Genomic DNA, 15,572 nt, shown 5'->3' on the forward strand with positions numbered 1-15,572 from the left:
CGTGGCCCCTCAACCGGCGTTCGCAGGCTGGCGCGTGCTTGAACTGTCCAACGGGATCGCGGCGGGTTATGCCGGCAAGATGTTTACCGATGCGGGTGCTGACGTCGTGAAAGTCGAGTCTAAACAAGGTGATTCGATGCGGAAGTGGTCAGCCGGTGGCGGGCCGCCCGGGGCACTGTTCGACTATCTGGCTGCGGGAAAGAGGTCGGTGGTCGCCCATGACCGCGCACAGATCACCAACCTGCTGGCCGCATCCGACGTGGTGTTCACCGATCTGACCGACGGGTGGACGCTGGAAAGCCTTGCGGCCCAGACCGGCCCGGCAACCGTGGTGGTAGCGGTGACGCCCTTCGGAACCACGGGTCCGTATGTCGACGATCAAGTGGTCGCCAACGAGTTCATCCTGCAGGCGCTGTCCGGCTCGATCGCCAGTCGCGGTTGGCCGGGTGACGAACCGGTGCAGGCGGGTGGCCGGCTCGGCGAGTGGCTGGCGGGCGCCTTCGCGGCCGCTGTCGGCGCTGCTTCGGCGCGCCATGCCGCGCGGTGCGGCCGCGGCGAAATCATCGACGTGTCAACGTATGAGGCGATGGCGATCGCGATGGGCGGCCTGCCAGCGATGTCGGCCAGCGTGATGGGGGCGGACTCCGTGATCAATTCCCGCAGTCTGGAATTACCGTCGATCGTTCCCACCGCCGACGGCATGGTGGGTTTCTGCACCATCACCGCGCAACAATTCCAGGACTTTCTGGTGTTGATCGAGCGCGCCGATCTGATTGCCGACCCCGAGTTGGCGGCGATCGATGGGCGGATCGCCCGCCGTGACGAATTCCTGGGCATGGTCACGCAATGGACAGAGCAGCGCAGTACTCAGGAGATCGTCGACCTCGCGGTGGCCTTCCGAATCCCGGTGGCGCCCATTGCCACCCCGGCCACGTTGCCTACGATCGACCATTTCGTGGAACGGCAGGTATTCGTCGAGTCCGCACGCGGTGTCCTGCAACCGCGTGTGCCGTACCGCGGCGAAGCGATCCCGACCAGACCGCCCGGACAGGTGCCGGAACTCGGCGCCGACACCGGCACGGCGGCATGGCCGTCACGGGCCGAGCGCCCCGACCCTGGCTGTGCCGACGCGCTTCCGTTGTCCGACATTCGAGTCGCCGACTTGACCGCGTTCTGGGCCGGTCCAGTCGCCACGCAATTCCTCGGTGCCCTCGGCGCCGACGTGGTCAAGGTTGAGGGGGTGCGACGACCCGACGGCATGCGGTTCTCGGCAGGCCGCCCACCGACCTGGGATCAGTGGTGGGAATGGGGTCCGGTCTTTCTGTGCAGCAACAACAATAAGCGTGGGACGAGTATCGAACTCGGTACCGATGCCGGTCGTAGGGTGGCGCTTGACCTCATTGCCGCAAGCGATCTCGTCATCGAGAACTTCTCGCCGCGCGTGATGGAAAATTTCGGCCTGGATTGGGAGACGGTGCGCGCGACCAACTCGAGAGCCGTGATGGTCCGGATGCCGGCCTTCGGGCTCGACGGGCCGTGGCGCGACCGGGTAGGTTTCGCGCAGACCATGGAGCAGGCCACCGGAATGGCATGGATGACTGGTCATGCCGACGGGCCGCCCCTGATTCCGCGAGGCGTGTGTGACCCGATCGCTGGACTGCACGCGGCCTTCGCCGCCGTGGCGGCACTGGTGATCCGGGACCGCGACGGGATTGGTGTGCATGTCGAGTCGACCATGGCCGAGGCGGCGCTGAACGTATCGGCGGAGATGCTGGTCGAATACTCGTGCAACGGAGTAGAACTGGCCCGCAACGGTAACCGTGGCCCCGGCGCGGCCCCGCAGGGCATCTATTCCTGCCAGGGCCACGATCAGTGGGTTGCGCTGGCCGCGACGGACGACGCCGCCCGCGGTTCCTTGGCTCGGCTGATCGGGCGGCCCGACCTGGGGCACGGCGAGGCCGGCTGGCGAGATCAAGCGGACGAACGTGACAAGCTGATCGCGGACTGGGCGGCAAACCGCACGGTGGCTGACGCGGTCAGGGCCTTGCGTGCGGGTGGCGTGGCCGCCGCGCCGGTGAAACCACCGGCCGACTTGCTTACCGACCCGCAACTGCGGCACCGGGGTTTCTGGGAACGGGTCGACCATCCGGCAGCGGGTTCGTTTCTGTGTACCGGCATGCCTTTTGCGTTTGTCGGCAAACCGCGAGGCTGGATCCGCCGGGTCGCTCCGCTGTACGGTCAGCACACCACTGAGGTCCTGACCGGTGTTCTGGGTTACGGTTCAGCGCAATTGGCCGCTCTGACGGCAGCCGGGATCACTGCGCCCCGGCCGGCGGGGTTGTGACATGGCAGTAACCCTGTGTGTGCCGCCCCGCCCTGGGGAGTTGTGCGCGCCGGTCCGCTTTCTGCTGCGCCAGGACTCGGTAGTGATGGAACTGACTGCGCGGCACCGAATTACCGGTGTCGAATGGGATGAGAGCGAACGGGCCGTTGTGATGGTGGTGGAAATCACCGACCCGCAGACTGCGCGGCCGGTGGACGTGCGAATCGATGTCGTCGCCGATCCCGCATCGCGAGTCGACGGGCGGGCCCGGCTTATCGGGAGCATCATGCGGGACGAACGACGGTACGACATCGTGGGCACCTACCTCGGCGTCGTAGCTGACGAAAATTAAAGCGCGCCAGACGTTGAGGAGGGATGTGCGTAACCGCGGGACCAAACCCACCGCAGCGATCGTGGGCGTGTTCAACACTCGACAAGGCCGCCGGTTGGACGGCGAGACCTCGCGGAGCCTCGCGATCCAGGCCATCAACGGCGCCCTCGATGATGCCGGCCTGAGCCTGGACGACGTCGACGGCATCAGCGCCGGTCCGATGTCGACCGCGTTGATCTACGACCTGCGGATCGGACCGGCGTGGCAGGGCCTCGGTTTCGGCGTCGGAATGATCACCGAAGCGGCCACCGCGATCGAACACGGCATGGCCGACGTCGTGGTATTGGTCGCCGCCCAAGCGGGTGAATACCGCGACCACGAAGCGACGGCGCCGTGGACCAGGCCGGAGAACGAATTCGTCGCTCCCTGGGGCATGTTCACCGCCGCAGAGTTCGCCCTCATTGCGCGCCGGCACATGCACGTCTACGGCACTACCCGCGAACAGCTGTCGATCGTGGCCGCGACGATCCGAAACAACGGCTCGCGCAACCCCGAAGCCGTTTATTACCAACGCGGTCCGTTCCGCCCGCCTGACATCACCGCATCCCGCCGCATCGCCGATCCGTTTCATCTTCTCGACTGCGCAACCACATCCGAAGGGGGCTGCGCACTGGTGGTCGCCAATCTGGAAAGGACGCAGGGTTCGGCGAAACCCGTCTTCATCCTGGGCAGTGGCGCAGACTTCCACGGCCCGTCGTATCAGCACCCGCCTGCATGGGATCTGACGGGCCGCCGCGGTGAGCACGTCAACGGCGTGGTGGGCCGGCGCGCCGCCGATCGGGCTTTCGCGCACGCTGGTCTGCGGCGCGACGAAGTGGACGTACTGGAACTCTATGATCCGTTCTCGTTCGAGATCATTCGTCAATTGGAAGCCTTCGGATTCTGCGGGGAGGGCGAAGGGGGACCCTTCGTCGCCGATGGTCATATCGACATCGGCGGTAGTCATCCGATCACCACGGACGGAGGAACTATGTCCTTCAGCCACGCCGGCGCCAACCCGCAGATGATGCAGCGCGCGGTCCGCGCCGTGCAGCAATTGCGCGGCGACGCCGGCGCCCTGCAGGTCCCGGATGCCCATGTTGCCCTGTGCAGCAACGGAGGAGCTGGCGCCCTGTTCACCACGGTGCTGTTACTCGGAGATGAACCGCGGTGAATGCCGACAACGTGCTGCGGCCGCAGACCGGCGCGGTGCCGCACGCCAGCAGCCAGCTCAGCACACCGTTCTGGCTCGGCTGCCGTGCCGAGGAGCTGAGATATCAACGCTGCCGGTGTTGTGATGCGGCGAACTTCCCCCCCACCGAGCACTGCCGGCACTGCCTGTCCGCCGACCTGGTCTGGCTGTCGAGCGATGGTGTCGGCGAAATCTACAGCTGGACAGTGGTTTACCGACCGGTGACCGCAGAGTTCGAACCACCCTATGCGCCGGCGATCGTAACGCTGGACGAGGGCTACCAGATGCTGACCAACCTGGTGGGCATGGCACCCGAGGATATTGCGGTCGGCATGCGGGTGCGGGTCCAATTCCACGCCGTCGCAGACGATCTCACGCTGCCATGCTTCACCAGGTCGCCATGAGTCCCCGGCACACGGCCAATGGTCTACCGGTGACGGCTTATCTGGTGCTGGGCGTGCTGGCGGGCAACGACGAACAACTCACCGCCGGCGAGATCAAGATGCGCGCCGAACTCTCGGTCGGTCACTTCTACTGGTCGCCGTCGGTCAGTCACGTGCGGCGCGAATTGAACCGGCTGCTGGCGCGGGGCATGGTCAACGAGATCGAAGCCAGGGCCGGTAAGCGCGCCATTACGTTGTACGAGACCACCGATTCCGGGCTCGACGGGCTGCGTAGCTGGGTGCACCACTTCCCGGGTGAGGACCAGGTGGTGATCAAGCATCCGGTCATCCTGCGGACGTGGCTGGCCCGTGGCGAGGATCCCGAACGTGTCGTGGACACTTTGGACCGCCATCTCGAAGCGACTCGATCCCGATTGGACGAGGCGCTCTGGTCGCGGCAGCGTTCCCGCGAGGTCGGCATCCCGGACGACCCGGATCAGCGTTACTCGCTGGCAGTGCTCGACTACGCCATCCGCGGTCTATACGCGGAGATCTCCAATATCGGGCAGTTGCGCGACGAGATCGCCGCGGGAACACAAAGAGATCCCGTCCGCCGGGTACGACGGCCCAAGGGGCAGATGCGGCGCCGCGCGTCCAGAAGTTGAGCCCGGTCAGGCGCCGACCATGATCAGGCCGCCGTCGACCGCCAGGAGTTGGCCGGTGATGAAGCCTGAGCCGGACCCGGCGAGAAACACCAGGACCGGTCCCAGGTCTCGCTCCGGGTCCCCGAGTGCACCGCCGAGCGGAATCCTGGCCTGGAGTTGCTGATCGATCAAGTGGCCCGCCTCCGGACCCAGGAAGTCACGCAGCCGGTCTGCGCCGGGGGTTTGCACGGCCGGCGCCAGCGCGTTCACTGTGATCTTGTCGGCAGCCCAGGCCTGCGCAGCCGACCGTGTCCACGCCTGCACGGCACCCTTTGTCGCGGCGTAGACGGCCGAGATCGGACTGCCCATCACAGCTTCGGACGAACCGAAATTGATGATCCGCCCGCCGTGGCCCTTCATCACGCCGTAAGCGGCCTGGTTCGTCAGGATGGTGGCTTTCACATTGGTGTCCAACAGGAACGAGATCTCGTCGGCACCGATGTAGCCGGGTATGCCCGGCTGCCACAGGCCGGCGGCGTTCACCAGGACATCCAGTCCACCCAGATACTCGGTGGCTGCGTGCACCGTGGACGCAACCGCATCGGCGTCGCGCACGTCGCACTGCAGCCACTTCGCCACGAGGTTGTCCGGTGGCGGCGTCTGGTGATAGGTGGCGGCGACCTGAGCGCCCGCCTCGGCCAACGCGGCGACCGCTGCCGCACCGATGCCGGTGGCGCCACCCGTCACCAGAATTCGTCGGCCTTGCAACGGCGTCGCCTCGGTCATGGAGAGAACGCTAACCGGCTATCGGGCAGTATCGGTAGTTATGCCGCATCTGCTGTGGGACCAGCACACCTGCCTGCCTCTGCAGGCCGACGCCGATATCGACCCGCTGACTAGATATCAGCGTCGCGGCGGCGCATTCGTGTCGGTCAACGCCGGTTATTCGCCACATACTTTCAACGACACGATGACGCTGCTGAACCACTTCCGCAGCGCGGTGAATGCCCACCCCGACCTAGAGCTGGCCGCCACTGTCGCCGACGTCGAAACCATTGCGCGCAACAACCGTATCGCGGTGGTCTTCGACCTCGAAGACTCCCGGCCCATCGACGATGACCTGGACAACCTCGCGGTGCTGGCCCAGTTCGGTGTGCGGACGCTGTTACCCACCTACAACCACGCCAACCGTGCCGGCAGCGGTTGCCTGGACGCCAGGGACGACGGCCTCACCGGCTGGGGACGTTCGATCATCACCGAGATGAACAACGTCGGCATCGTCCCGGACGGGTCACACTGCAGCACCCGCACCGGCCTCGACATGTGCGAAGTATCCTCCGGCCCAGTGATTTACAGCCACTCATGTATGCGTGCGGTGTGGGACCACCCGCGCAACATCAGCGATGATCAGGCACGCGCCTGCGCAGCCAGCGGTGGGGTCATCGGCATCACCGGTGTGGGCATCTTCCTGGGACCCAACACTCCCACCCTCGAGGCGATGACCCGACATCTGGAATACGCGGTGGAGCTGGTCGGAATCGATCACGTCGGGATCAGCAGCGACTTCTCCTTCGACTACGCCGATTTCGTGGAAGAATTCACTCGCAACCCGCACCTGTTCGACGACAGCTACACCCGTTGGGGCACGATCCAGTGGATGCCGCCCGAGACGTTGCTGACCCTCACCGAGCATCTCGACCAGCGCGGCTGGCGAACCGCAGACATTGTCGCGGTGCTCGGTGGAAACTTCGCCCGGGTGGCCGAACGCGCCTGGCGAAACTAATCTTTCGCCGCGTCCTAGGCGCGCACCGCGACCGATGACAGAAGATCGGCAAGCCGATCCGGCTGATCAACCATCGAGAAGGTCCGCGCTCTTTCGATGACTTCGAGCCGGGCATTGGGAATGGTCGCCGCGAGGCGTCGTCCGTCCTCGAGCTCGAAGAACGTGTCATCACCCGACCAGGCGATCAGCGCGGGCTTGTCGAAGCTGGGCAACCTGGCCGCGGCATCGAGGGTGACCTCGGTGCGGAGCGAGAGCGACAGCAGGCGAAGGTCTTCGGCGACCTCCGGGTCCGACAGAGCCGGACGCACCCAGACCTGGGTCAGGTCGTCGATCTCGCCATACGCGAGACCTTCGTAGGCGCGCCGCCGCGCCATCGGTGCCCGCATGGTCTGGATTGCCGTTCGGAACAACGACTTCGACTTGGCCGCGAGGATCACCGGCTTGAGAATTGGGGGCGGGAAGTGTTCGAACGCATCGCAACTGGTCAGCACCAGCGCGCCGAGGCGGTCCGGATGATGCACCGCGACGAGTTGGGTCACCACCCCGCCGGTGTCATTGCCAACCAAGACCACATCGTCGAGATCGAGAGCGGCAAGTACCTCAGCCACCATGCCGGCGACGCCGGTAATGGTTCGGTCGGCTCCGCGGCGCAGCGGCGTTGGGTGCGCACCGAGCGGCCAGGTCGGGGCGATGCAACGCAGACCAAGCTGGGCCAGTCGCTCGCTTACCGGACCCCAGAGCTGGCCACCCATCATGTAGCCGTGCACGAACACGACGGGCCTGCCGTTTTCGGGTCCCGTTGCTTCGTAATGAATCGTTCCGGCGCTAATCTCGATCGTCGGCATGGATCACCCCTAAGAAAGATACAATTTAGAAACAGTCTGTCTGTTCGTAAATTACCAACAGGTTGTATGGAAATCAAGCGGCGTACCCAAGAGGAACGCTCCGCGGCGACCCGCGAAGCGTTGATCTCGGCTGCGCGCACGCTGTTCGGCCGGCGTGGCTACGCCGACGTCGGGACACCCGAGATCGCCAAAGAGGCGGGGGTGACCCGCGGTGCGATGTATCACCAGTTCGCCGACAAGGCAGCGCTTTTCCGCGACGTCGTGGAGGCGGTGGAACAGGATGTAATGGGCCGGATGGCGGGATTGGTGGCCACCTCGGGAGCTTCGACGCCGGCGGGCATGATCCGGGCCGCCGTCGATGCCTGGCTTGATGTGTCCGCCGATCCCGAAGTGCGGCAATTGATCCTGCTGGATGCGCCCGCTGTGCTCGGGTGGACCGCATTCCGCGACGTTGCGCAGCGCTACAGCCTGGGGATGACCGAACAACTGATCAGCGAAGCCATCAAGGCCGGACAGCTCAAGGAACTGCCGGTGCGACCACTGGCTACCGTGCTGATCGGTGCGCTCGACGAGGCAGCCATGGCTATCGCCACTGCCGACGATCAGGAGCGTGCCCGCGAGGAGATCGGCCGGGTGCTGCATCGGATGATCGACGGAATGCTCGAGGACGAATAGGGAGCGGTTGCTACCGACCTTTTGACACCACCGCGTGAGAGGGCCAACCATGACGAGGTTCCGGGTCGGAGTGAGTGATGGAATCCTCTCCGCGCGTCCCTATGCCGAGGTGTTGACACGAGTCGGTTACCTCGGTGCAGTCGCGAACGGCGTCGACTCATTCTGGGTTCCAGATCACCTCAACCAGTTGTTTCCACGTTCGTTGTGGCAGCAAAAGTATTGTGGCGCAGCCAGACTAATTCCCAAGATCGATGCCGTCATGGAGCCCTGGACCATGCTCGGCCATACCGCGGCACGAAACCGACTCGGCCGGTTGCGGTTAGGGGTGGGCGTGACCGACACCGGCCGACGCAACCCGGCGGTCACCGCGCAGGCCGCAGCGACACTACACCTGCTCACCCGGGGCAGAGCGATTCTGGGTATCGGCCCCGGCGAGCGGGAGGGAAATGAGCCCTACGGCGTCGAGTGGTCCAAACCTGTCGCACGCTTCGAAGAAGCGATGGCGACCATCCGCGCGCTGTGGAATTCCGGTGGAGAACTGGTCAACCGGGACTCTCCGTACTTTCCGTTGCGCAACGCGGTATTCGACCTGGCGCCCTACGGCGGCAAGTGGCCCGAAATCTGGATCGGCGCGCACGGTCCGCGCATGCTGCGTGCCGTGGGGCGGTACGGGGATGCCTACTTTCCGGCCTTCCCCCATCCGCCCGCGGACTACGCCCAGCGATTGGACGCCGTCCGGAACGCGGCCTCGGACGCAGGTCGCGACCCGATGTCCATCCTGCCGGCGCTGCAACTGTTCGTGGTGACCGGTCGCACACGCGACGATGTCGAGGAAGCACTTGATTCTCAGACGTTGCGGATCTTCGGATTGAACGCGTCCGACGAGATGTTCGTTCGCCGAGGCGCTCAGCACCCGCTGGGGGCGGGGTTCTCCGGCGCGCAAGACTTGGTGCCCCAGGACATGGACGAGCCGACGGCCCTGTCGCATGCCGCCAAGATCCCGCCTGCGGTGGTGCGGGACTTTCTGGTGAACGGAACACCCGCCGAAATCGTCGAGCAAGTCGCGCAGTGGCGCGACGGGGGAGTCCGTTATGTGGTGCTGGTGAATCTGAGCACCATGCAGAAGAGTTTGCGCAAGGGGCTCATGGCGACGACGTCGTTCAACAAGATCGTACGGGCACTCAAGAAGCTGTAGAGCGGGGCGTATCGAGTAAGCTGCCCAACACCATGGCATTTCGTATCGGGGTAAGCATCGCGACAGGCGTGCTGGCGCTGGCCGCAGCCGTCGCGGCGCCACCGGCCGCGGCCGATCCCGGCGAGGTGCTGCCCCCGCTCGCATCCACCGGCGGCGGACCCATCATCGGTGGGGGCGACGAGGCGGCCCAGAACCGAATCATGATGCAGCTCACCAACATCGGTCCCGCCGATGTGCCGCAGGCCGACGGTGCGGACGCGGCATCCTTCATCATGGATTCGGCGGGGTTGACCGATCCCCGCTTCAGCTCTCCCTTCGTTCCGCTGCGGCGGGCGTTGGGATGCCAGAAAGACAACACCTCATTCGGGGCGCGCGCCTACCGCCGGGCCGACGGGCAATGGGGCGGCGCCGCGCTCGTCATCGCCAAGAGTGCGACGGCTGACCTCGAGGCGCTGACAAGCTGTGTCAAGTCGATATGGCCCGGATCCACTGTCGGCGGGATGTGCGCCAACGGGTGGACCTATCCGACGTCCGGCGAAAACCACCGCCCGGAGACCTATTACATCTTGCTGGCCGGCACTTCCGGCGACTTCTGCGGCGCGTTCAACGCGAACTACGCCAACTACGCAACGCCTTGGCCCTGACCGGTCCGGTCATTTCACTGCCGCGATGGTCCGGCGGGACAGTTCGGTGGCGATCTCACACGGATCGGGGAACGGTTTCCTGACGAATTGGATTGACCACTCGAAGAAGTCGTCCTGATATTGGATGCCGATATCGCAGAGTCGGGTGCCAAGCCGGTCGGTTGCAACTGCGATGTAACCGGTGTGCCCGTCGATGGTGATGTCGTTGACCGAGGAGCGGCTGAGGTCCTCGTTCTTGCGTTCGCGACCGATAGGGCTACCGCGAAACCAGCTGAAGGAGAACCAGGGGCCGTCGATGCGGCCGTTCACCAGCCATTGACAGCCCAACGAGTTATGCGCGGTGACGACCAGTCCCGCGACCCCGGTGAGTTGTGCAATGGTCTGGTCGGTCACGCCGCCACAGTCGGGGAAGAGCGGGCCGTGCATCGCCTGCTTCGTGGTGGTCGAAGCTGGGGAAGATAGGTTGGCGGGCTGGTGTGAACCGCCGGGGCAGGCGGTCAACAGCGGCAGTAGGGCCAGGATGAGGTAGCGGCGGTCTCGGAGCATCTCAGCACTCACCGAGCAAGAGCACCGGTCATCCACCTCTCATGGTGTCGCCGGAGCGACTGTAGTTGTGCCGCAGGGCTTCTCCAAGCTTCTGCAAACTTCTCCGAGCCATGCGGTCCGTGACGAGTTCGGCGGGCAGTGCAAATCCCGCGCAGAACGCGACCCGCGGTTACCGCCACCATGCCTACATCTTCGCTGATCGACTGTCAGATCACGCATTCATTGACGCGCGTGACTAGCAAAGCCTCAGCATGAGGGTGTCTTCACCAATCGGCAGATGGCGTCAGCTGCCGCTTCGGCGCCATCGCGCCGGCGGATCTGTTCGCCCAGCAGGCCGGCAGCTTCGCGGTAGCGCTGGTCCCCCAACACGGCAGTCACGGCAGCGCGAATGCGTTGCGCGCCGGCGCTCTTGGGTAGCAGCATCCCGGCACCCGCTCGCTGTATCGCCGCACCCACACGCTTCTGATCGATCAGCCCGTTGGCCGGCATGATCACCAGGGGGACACCGAAAGACAGCGCGCGCATGGCTGTGCTGTGTCCGCCGTGACCGATTACCAGCGAGGCCGTCGCCAAAACCTCGTCGTGGTCCAGCCATCGGTGAATTGTTGCGTTGGCAGGTACGCGCAGACCGCTGCCGTCAATGGCGGGTCCGACTGTCACCGCCGCCCGTATCGGCAGACCTTCGACCGCGTCGAGTATGTGCTGCAGCATGCGACGTTGACCGGCGTATGCGCAGGTACTCAGGCTGATAAGGACATGCGGAACAGGCCGCGGTTGTGACTGCGTCGGCACGCCCTGCCACACCACACCAACATGGTGCACTGGCGGCACACCGCGGACGGGATCCAGATCCGCACGCGCAGCGACGATCTGGAGCGCTCCATTGTGTTCGGCCCCCAGGGGTCGGACGCCTCGAAGACGTAGCAGCCAGCCGAGCGGTCCCGCGGCCGCATCTTGGACCGCGCGGTAGAAGCAGTGCACGAATACCACAGTGGGAAGGCCGGCCGCCACGACATCCGCTGATGCGGCCGTCAGCAGCATGTCGACGACAACGACGTCCGCGCCGTGGTGCCGCGCCGCGGCGATGATGTCGCGGCTGAACCGGCGATCGGTGATCACCCGGGCGATTCCACCCATGACGCCGGTACCCCGACTACGCCGACAGGGATCGAATTGTGTTCCTGTACTGAACGATTCGAAGTCGAACCCGGCATCGCGCAACCGGTCCGCAACCCCGTCGTGGCCCAGGAACCGGACCTGTACGCCGCGACTGCGCAACGCACGAGCGACGCCTAGTTGCGGAGGGATGTTGCCACCCCCGTCGACCACGGCGAAAAGCACCTTCATCATTCGGTCCGCTGCAATGCGGTGAGGACGGCGCCCGTCATGAACTGCATACGGTCACAAACGTCTTCGACAGTTAAACCGCGGTCGAGCCGCAGCAGTTTCCAGCAATACACGTCCGTCGACACCACCAGCGCGTCGATCATGCGATCGCGGACAGGGGATTCGGTAGGCAAACCCGCGTCGAAGACCTGCGCAACCCATTCCCGGTGCAGTAGCCGGCCGTCGTCGCACATCAGTCGGGCGCGCGGTTCTTCGTGCTCCTCGGCAAGCAAACCCAGAACCATGGCGCCCCGATTCTCGTAGTGCTCGACGAGCGCGGCTATCGCCTGTGCCGGCTCGCCCGGCGGAACGGCGCGCTCGGCCACGGTATCCGCCCTTGCCATAGCCCAGGTGGCATCGATGAGTGCTTCCCGACTGCCGAAGTGGCGCAACACTGTTTTGACGGTGACGCCGGCGCGCTCGGCAACCGCCTTGAGGGTGACGTCCAGCGATCGTCGCGCGGCAACGACGGACAAGGCTGCCGCCATGATGGAGTCACGGGTCGCTTGCGTGGCTTCCTTGCGGGCCCGCATCTCATAGCGTCGCGATTTGGTGTCCATGTTGATGTACATGAAATCACAGTTTCGTGTCACCCACAATGGACACTAATATCCGAAGGGGGACCGACGGGCGCCGAGCACTACGCGTCAATGACTTTGGGCGGCTTCAGGAACTCAGGGGGTCTTCAGGAACTCAGGGGGTCTTCAGGAATACGTCGTTGAAGGTGACGGTGCGCAACTTCCGCTCGCGAATGATCTCGACCAACTGCGGATAGACGTGAGTGACCGGCAGGTGGTTGAGGTGTCCGATCACGATGGCCTGCGGCGTGAAGTACTGGTCGGCCATCTTGACGATGTATTCCTCGGTGATCAGTGTCGAATCCGACAGGGAGCCCGACCACAGCACCGGAACGCTGTATCCAAGGTCCTCGGCCACCGAGTCCACGTCAGCGTTGTGCTTCGCATAGGGCGGTCGCCAATAGGGTTTGGCGGCAACGCCATACGTCTTCTTGAGGAATTCGTCGTTGCGCATCAGCTGTTTGGCGATCTCGCCCCTCGGCAGCGTGGTCAGGTCAGGATGGGACCAGGTGTGGTTGCCCAATTCGATCTGCCCGGATTCGACCAGCGGCCGGAGTATGGACACGTTGTCGGTCCACGAGTCGTATGTGCCGTTGACGAAGAAAGTCAGCCGGATGCCGGTGTCCCTGGCGAACTGGGTGTAGGCACGGACCACTTCGCTACTGGTGCCGTCATCGACCGTCAGTGCCAGCAGGTCGCCATCACCCGGAAGCTGGCTGAGCACGCCTCCGCCGGGAAGGCGCACGCGAGCCGTCGGAGGGGGCGGCGGGAGCAGGCCCGCGGCGGTTGGTCCGGTGGGTGGCGCAAGCCCGGCGGGGGTTTGGGCGAAGGTCCGCGGCTGGGGATCGACCATGCACCGCGCGAGACCCACGCTGGCAACGGTGGAGACAGCGAGGGAGCCAAGAAAACGGCGGCGGCTCAGGTCGGACATGCGTCGGCCAAACTCGATCTCCCGGTGCGCCGCACAGCAGGCACGCCCGCATTCGGACGATTACCAGGCTTGACCAGCGACGACACCACAGCAGCGAACCGTACCACCATCGGCGTGAAATTCCCGGATGGAACGCCGGGCGAGCAGCCGTCTGTTTTTGCGATCACAAAGCTGCGACCCTGACTTCAGCGAAGGAGTGAACCGGAAGGAGTAACGAATGACTGTCACGGTTGTCGACGCCGGACCCCGCAGGGTGAGTCGAGCCGTCGAGGTGGCCGCACCGGCGAACGAACTGTTCGCGATGGCCGCCGATCCCCGGCGTCACAGTGAATTGGACGGATCGGGCACGGTTCGGGACAACGTCAAGGCGCCAGCCCAGCTCGGCGAAGGATCGAAATTCTCGACCAACATGCGCATGCTCGGAGTGCCTTATCGGATCACCAGTACGGTGACCGAGTTCACGCCGGACGAGGTGATCGAATGGCGGCACCCCCTTGGCCACCGCTGGCGGTGGCAGTTCGAGTCGCTCGCTCCGACCCGCACGCGGGTCACTGAGACCTTCGACTATCACGACGCCGGCAAGCTCAAGAACAAGTTGAAGTACTACGAGCGGATGGGGTTCGCAAAAGCCAACGCGACCGGCATCGAGTCCACGCTGACCAAGCTGCGCGATCGCTATGCGGCTGAGTAGCTCTCACGCCGTCGGTTGCGCACCTGGGCCCGTTGCCGAGTGCTTGATCTTTCTCGGCTTCGCAGGTCTCAGGATCGGCGGTAGCCGAGCCAGTGGAACGGCTGCCCGCCTGACCCTGAGACCGTGAAATCAGTCGCGGACGTTCATTCCCCGAAACCGGGCGGCGGCACCGGGGCCGGTGAGCCCCCACCGAGGCGACTGGCGGCAAAAGCTGCACCCTGGTCAATCATCGCGCCGTTGTCCGCGTAGGTGTTGTGCGCGGCGAAGTTCAATCCTTGGGAGCACACCGGGTCGTCGGTGGCGCAGACCTTCATCGTCTTTGCCTGATACAGCGGGCCGATGGCTACCGGCGGTTGGCCGAGGAATTCCATGGCCCGGACATTCGGAAGCCCGAACAGGACAACCGAGGAGACGTGGTCAGCCACAGCGGGATCCAGTGGTTTCGGCACGGTCGCCGGGTCGATGCCGTCCGGCACCGCGGCCGATGTCACAAAGCCCATCACAGCCGCGCCCTGCGAGAAACCGCCAAGCACCATCTTGGTCTTGGGGCAGCTGGCCGCCATTGAGTTGACGTGAGCGCCGGCGTCGCGAACGCCGTCCACACCGGTCGCCCATTCATCGCTGGCCGGGTAATTGACGGGATAGACCTCCATCGACTGCGCACCGAGGCGCGGCCGCAGGTTGTCGACGAACGCTTGACCCGTCGGGCCGACACCAGGTTCCTCGCCGGTGCCGCGGGCGAAAACGACCTCGACATCGGGACACGCGGCTGCCGCGGTGGGAACGGGCAAGCCGGGAATTACGGAAGCACACAGACCCGAAGCTGCGACTGCCGCGGGAGCAAGGAAACGAACGAGTTGACGTGCATTCATGACGCAGTATGTGCCCACGGGATTACCTCCTAAAACAGCGATTTTCGACGGTCGGGCGAAATCATCAGCATAGGACGGTGACCAGCATAGACGCACTGTCCATAGCCCCGCTCGACCAACGGTAGGCAGCTGTGTTTCAGCCGCCCGGATCAGGCCAGCCGGGCCTGGCCGAACAGCGTTCCCCGGATCAATCGCTTGACTGCATCCAGGGTGGCGTCATAGTCCTCGCCTGGCAGCCTGGCGGCTTGCTCGGACAGCCCGCGGGTGAGGGCGCAGATGGTTTCCACCGCCGGCGTGGCATTGCATGAGAGGGTCCCGGCGCGCTGCGCGTCCTCGACGATATCGGTGACGACGTCGCGTAGCGCCTTGGAACCCGGGTACCTCGGCCCGCTGCGCCCGGACTGCCTGGTGCTTTGCACCCGGGTGGCTTGCAGGAACGCGGCCAGGTGGGGAAAGTCGCGCATCAACTGTTTCGACTCGTCCAGCACCGCTTCGAGGCGCGCGATGGCGCCCT

At 65.0% G+C, this 15,572-nt stretch carries 17 protein-coding genes and 1 pseudogene; 10 read left to right on the plus strand and 8 right to left on the minus strand.

What is annotated here, in order from left to right; translation table 11 throughout:
• The first annotated feature begins 1 nt into the window (after position 1).
• From A5636_RS23055 to A5636_RS23075, 5 genes are read left to right on the plus strand one after another with little or no spacing between them, the layout of a single operon-like run.
• Positions 2–2,344, plus strand: a complete 2,343-nt coding sequence (locus tag A5636_RS23055) for a CaiB/BaiF CoA-transferase family protein (protein WP_065160951.1) — start codon at positions 2–4, stop codon at positions 2,342–2,344.
• A gap of 1 nt (position 2,345) precedes the next feature.
• Entirely contained in the window at positions 2,346–2,675 is a 330-nt protein-coding gene (locus A5636_RS23060) for a hypothetical protein (RefSeq protein ID WP_065160952.1), read from the plus strand.
• Between the two features lie 25 nt (positions 2,676–2,700).
• Positions 2,701–3,867, plus strand: a complete 1,167-nt coding sequence (locus tag A5636_RS23065; RefSeq protein WP_065160953.1) for a thiolase family protein — start codon at positions 2,701–2,703, stop codon at positions 3,865–3,867.
• A complete protein-coding gene (locus A5636_RS23070; protein ID WP_081287952.1) occupies positions 3,864–4,289 on the plus strand; it encodes a Zn-ribbon domain-containing OB-fold protein in 426 nt (141 codons plus the stop codon). Before A5636_RS23065 ends, A5636_RS23070 begins: the two co-directional genes overlap by 4 nt.
• The gene (locus A5636_RS23075; RefSeq protein ID WP_065160954.1) at positions 4,286–4,933 is read left to right on the plus strand and encodes a MarR family transcriptional regulator; all 648 of its coding nucleotides are present in this window, start codon (positions 4,286–4,288) and stop codon (positions 4,931–4,933) included. The genes A5636_RS23070 and A5636_RS23075 overlap by 4 nt, the downstream gene beginning before the upstream one ends.
• A 6-nt stretch (positions 4,934–4,939) precedes the next feature.
• Here the strand turns inward: A5636_RS23075 and A5636_RS23080 are convergent, their stop codons facing one another.
• Positions 4,940–5,698, minus strand: a complete 759-nt coding sequence (locus tag A5636_RS23080; protein WP_065160955.1) for an SDR family NAD(P)-dependent oxidoreductase — start codon at positions 5,696–5,698, stop codon at positions 4,940–4,942.
• 40 nt (positions 5,699–5,738) lie between these two features.
• On the opposite strand from A5636_RS23080, the gene A5636_RS23085 reads away from it, so the two are divergent.
• A complete protein-coding gene (locus A5636_RS23085) occupies positions 5,739–6,695 on the plus strand; it encodes a dipeptidase (protein ID WP_065160956.1) in 957 nt (318 codons plus the stop codon).
• A 14-nt stretch (positions 6,696–6,709) separates the two neighbouring features.
• On the opposite strand, the gene A5636_RS23090 is transcribed toward A5636_RS23085, so the two are convergent.
• Positions 6,710–7,540, minus strand: a complete 831-nt coding sequence (locus A5636_RS23090; RefSeq protein ID WP_065160957.1) for an alpha/beta fold hydrolase — start codon at positions 7,538–7,540, stop codon at positions 6,710–6,712.
• A 66-nt stretch (positions 7,541–7,606) separates the two neighbouring features.
• Between A5636_RS23090 and A5636_RS23095 the strand changes: the two genes are divergently transcribed.
• The 3 genes from A5636_RS23095 to A5636_RS23105 are packed head-to-tail and all read left to right on the plus strand — an operon-like array spanning position 7,607 to position 10,054.
• Complete coding sequence (locus A5636_RS23095; protein ID WP_065160958.1) at positions 7,607–8,215, plus strand: TetR/AcrR family transcriptional regulator; 609 nt, start codon at positions 7,607–7,609, stop codon at positions 8,213–8,215.
• Positions 8,216–8,264: 49 nt separating this feature from the next.
• Positions 8,265–9,410 (plus strand): LLM class flavin-dependent oxidoreductase, encoded by a 1,146-nt coding sequence (locus tag A5636_RS23100; RefSeq protein ID WP_065160959.1) that lies wholly within the window; start codon positions 8,265–8,267, stop codon positions 9,408–9,410.
• 32 nt (positions 9,411–9,442) lie between these two features.
• Positions 9,443–10,054 (plus strand): hypothetical protein, encoded by a 612-nt coding sequence (locus A5636_RS23105; RefSeq protein ID WP_065160960.1) that lies wholly within the window; start codon positions 9,443–9,445, stop codon positions 10,052–10,054.
• 9 nt (positions 10,055–10,063) lie between these two features.
• Here the strand turns inward: A5636_RS23105 and A5636_RS23110 are convergent, their stop codons facing one another.
• The 4 genes from A5636_RS23110 to A5636_RS23125 all read right to left on the minus strand — a co-directional run bounded on the left by A5636_RS23110 (position 10,064) and on the right by A5636_RS23125 (position 13,486).
• Positions 10,064–10,600: a DUF3558 domain-containing protein gene (locus A5636_RS23110; RefSeq protein WP_065160961.1), complete on the minus strand. Its 537-nt coding sequence runs from the start codon at positions 10,598–10,600 to the stop codon at positions 10,064–10,066.
• Positions 10,601–10,846: 246 nt separating this feature from the next.
• On the minus strand, positions 10,847–11,947 hold the full coding sequence (locus A5636_RS23115) for a glycosyltransferase (RefSeq protein ID WP_081287953.1): 1,101 nt from the start codon (positions 11,945–11,947) through the stop codon (positions 10,847–10,849).
• On the minus strand, positions 11,947–12,579 hold the full coding sequence (locus A5636_RS23120) for a TetR/AcrR family transcriptional regulator (protein ID WP_155763965.1): 633 nt from the start codon (positions 12,577–12,579) through the stop codon (positions 11,947–11,949). Before A5636_RS23120 ends, A5636_RS23115 begins: the two co-directional genes overlap by 1 nt.
• A 100-nt stretch (positions 12,580–12,679) precedes the next feature.
• Positions 12,680–13,486, minus strand: coding sequence for a polysaccharide deacetylase family protein (locus A5636_RS23125; protein ID WP_065160972.1), 807 nt, complete (start codon positions 13,484–13,486; stop codon positions 12,680–12,682).
• Between the two features lie 226 nt (positions 13,487–13,712).
• On the opposite strand from A5636_RS23125, the gene A5636_RS23130 reads away from it, so the two are divergent.
• Complete coding sequence (locus A5636_RS23130; protein WP_065160964.1) at positions 13,713–14,186, plus strand: SRPBCC family protein; 474 nt, start codon at positions 13,713–13,715, stop codon at positions 14,184–14,186.
• 143 nt (positions 14,187–14,329) lie between these two features.
• Here the strand turns inward: A5636_RS23130 and A5636_RS23135 are convergent, their stop codons facing one another.
• Together A5636_RS23135 and A5636_RS26690 are read right to left on the minus strand one after the other, a co-directional pair.
• Positions 14,330–15,058 carry a cutinase family protein gene (locus A5636_RS23135; RefSeq protein ID WP_065160973.1) on the minus strand — a complete coding sequence of 243 codons (729 nt, stop codon included), beginning with the start codon at positions 15,056–15,058 and terminating at the stop codon, positions 14,330–14,332.
• 149 nt (positions 15,059–15,207) lie between these two features.
• Positions 15,208–15,572: pseudogene (locus A5636_RS26690) on the minus strand (TetR/AcrR family transcriptional regulator); the annotation flags it as partial.

Origin of the sequence: Mycobacterium asiaticum, assembly GCF_001673315.1 — a bacterium.
Taxonomy (GTDB): Bacteria; Actinomycetota; Actinomycetes; order Mycobacteriales; family Mycobacteriaceae; genus Mycobacterium; species Mycobacterium asiaticum_B.

Excerpts from the sequence above, each read along its gene's own strand:
- A5636_RS23130 (WP_065160964.1), top strand. The coding sequence starts at position 13,713 with ATGACTGTCACGGTTGTCGACGCCGGACCCCGCAGGGTGAGTCGAGCC.
- A5636_RS23060 (WP_065160952.1), top strand. The coding sequence starts at position 2,346 with ATGGCAGTAACCCTGTGTGTGCCGCCCCGCCCTGGGGAGTTGTGCGCG.
- A5636_RS23105 (WP_065160960.1), top strand. The coding sequence starts at position 9,443 with ATGGCATTTCGTATCGGGGTAAGCATCGCGACAGGCGTGCTGGCGCTG.
- A5636_RS23100 (WP_065160959.1), top strand. The coding sequence starts at position 8,265 with ATGACGAGGTTCCGGGTCGGAGTGAGTGATGGAATCCTCTCCGCGCGT.
- A5636_RS23110 (WP_065160961.1), bottom strand. The coding sequence starts at position 10,600 with ATGCTCCGAGACCGCCGCTACCTCATCCTGGCCCTACTGCCGCTGTTG.
- A5636_RS23075 (WP_065160954.1), top strand. The coding sequence starts at position 4,286 with ATGAGTCCCCGGCACACGGCCAATGGTCTACCGGTGACGGCTTATCTG.
- A5636_RS23090 (WP_065160957.1), bottom strand. The coding sequence starts at position 7,540 with ATGCCGACGATCGAGATTAGCGCCGGAACGATTCATTACGAAGCAACG.
- A5636_RS23085 (WP_065160956.1), top strand. The coding sequence starts at position 5,739 with ATGCCGCATCTGCTGTGGGACCAGCACACCTGCCTGCCTCTGCAGGCC.
- A5636_RS23115 (WP_081287953.1), bottom strand. The coding sequence starts at position 11,947 with ATGAAGGTGCTTTTCGCCGTGGTCGACGGGGGTGGCAACATCCCTCCG.
- A5636_RS23135 (WP_065160973.1), bottom strand. The coding sequence starts at position 15,058 with ATGAATGCACGTCAACTCGTTCGTTTCCTTGCTCCCGCGGCAGTCGCA.
- A5636_RS23095 (WP_065160958.1), top strand. The coding sequence starts at position 7,607 with ATGGAAATCAAGCGGCGTACCCAAGAGGAACGCTCCGCGGCGACCCGC.
- A5636_RS23080 (WP_065160955.1), bottom strand. The coding sequence starts at position 5,698 with ATGACCGAGGCGACGCCGTTGCAAGGCCGACGAATTCTGGTGACGGGT.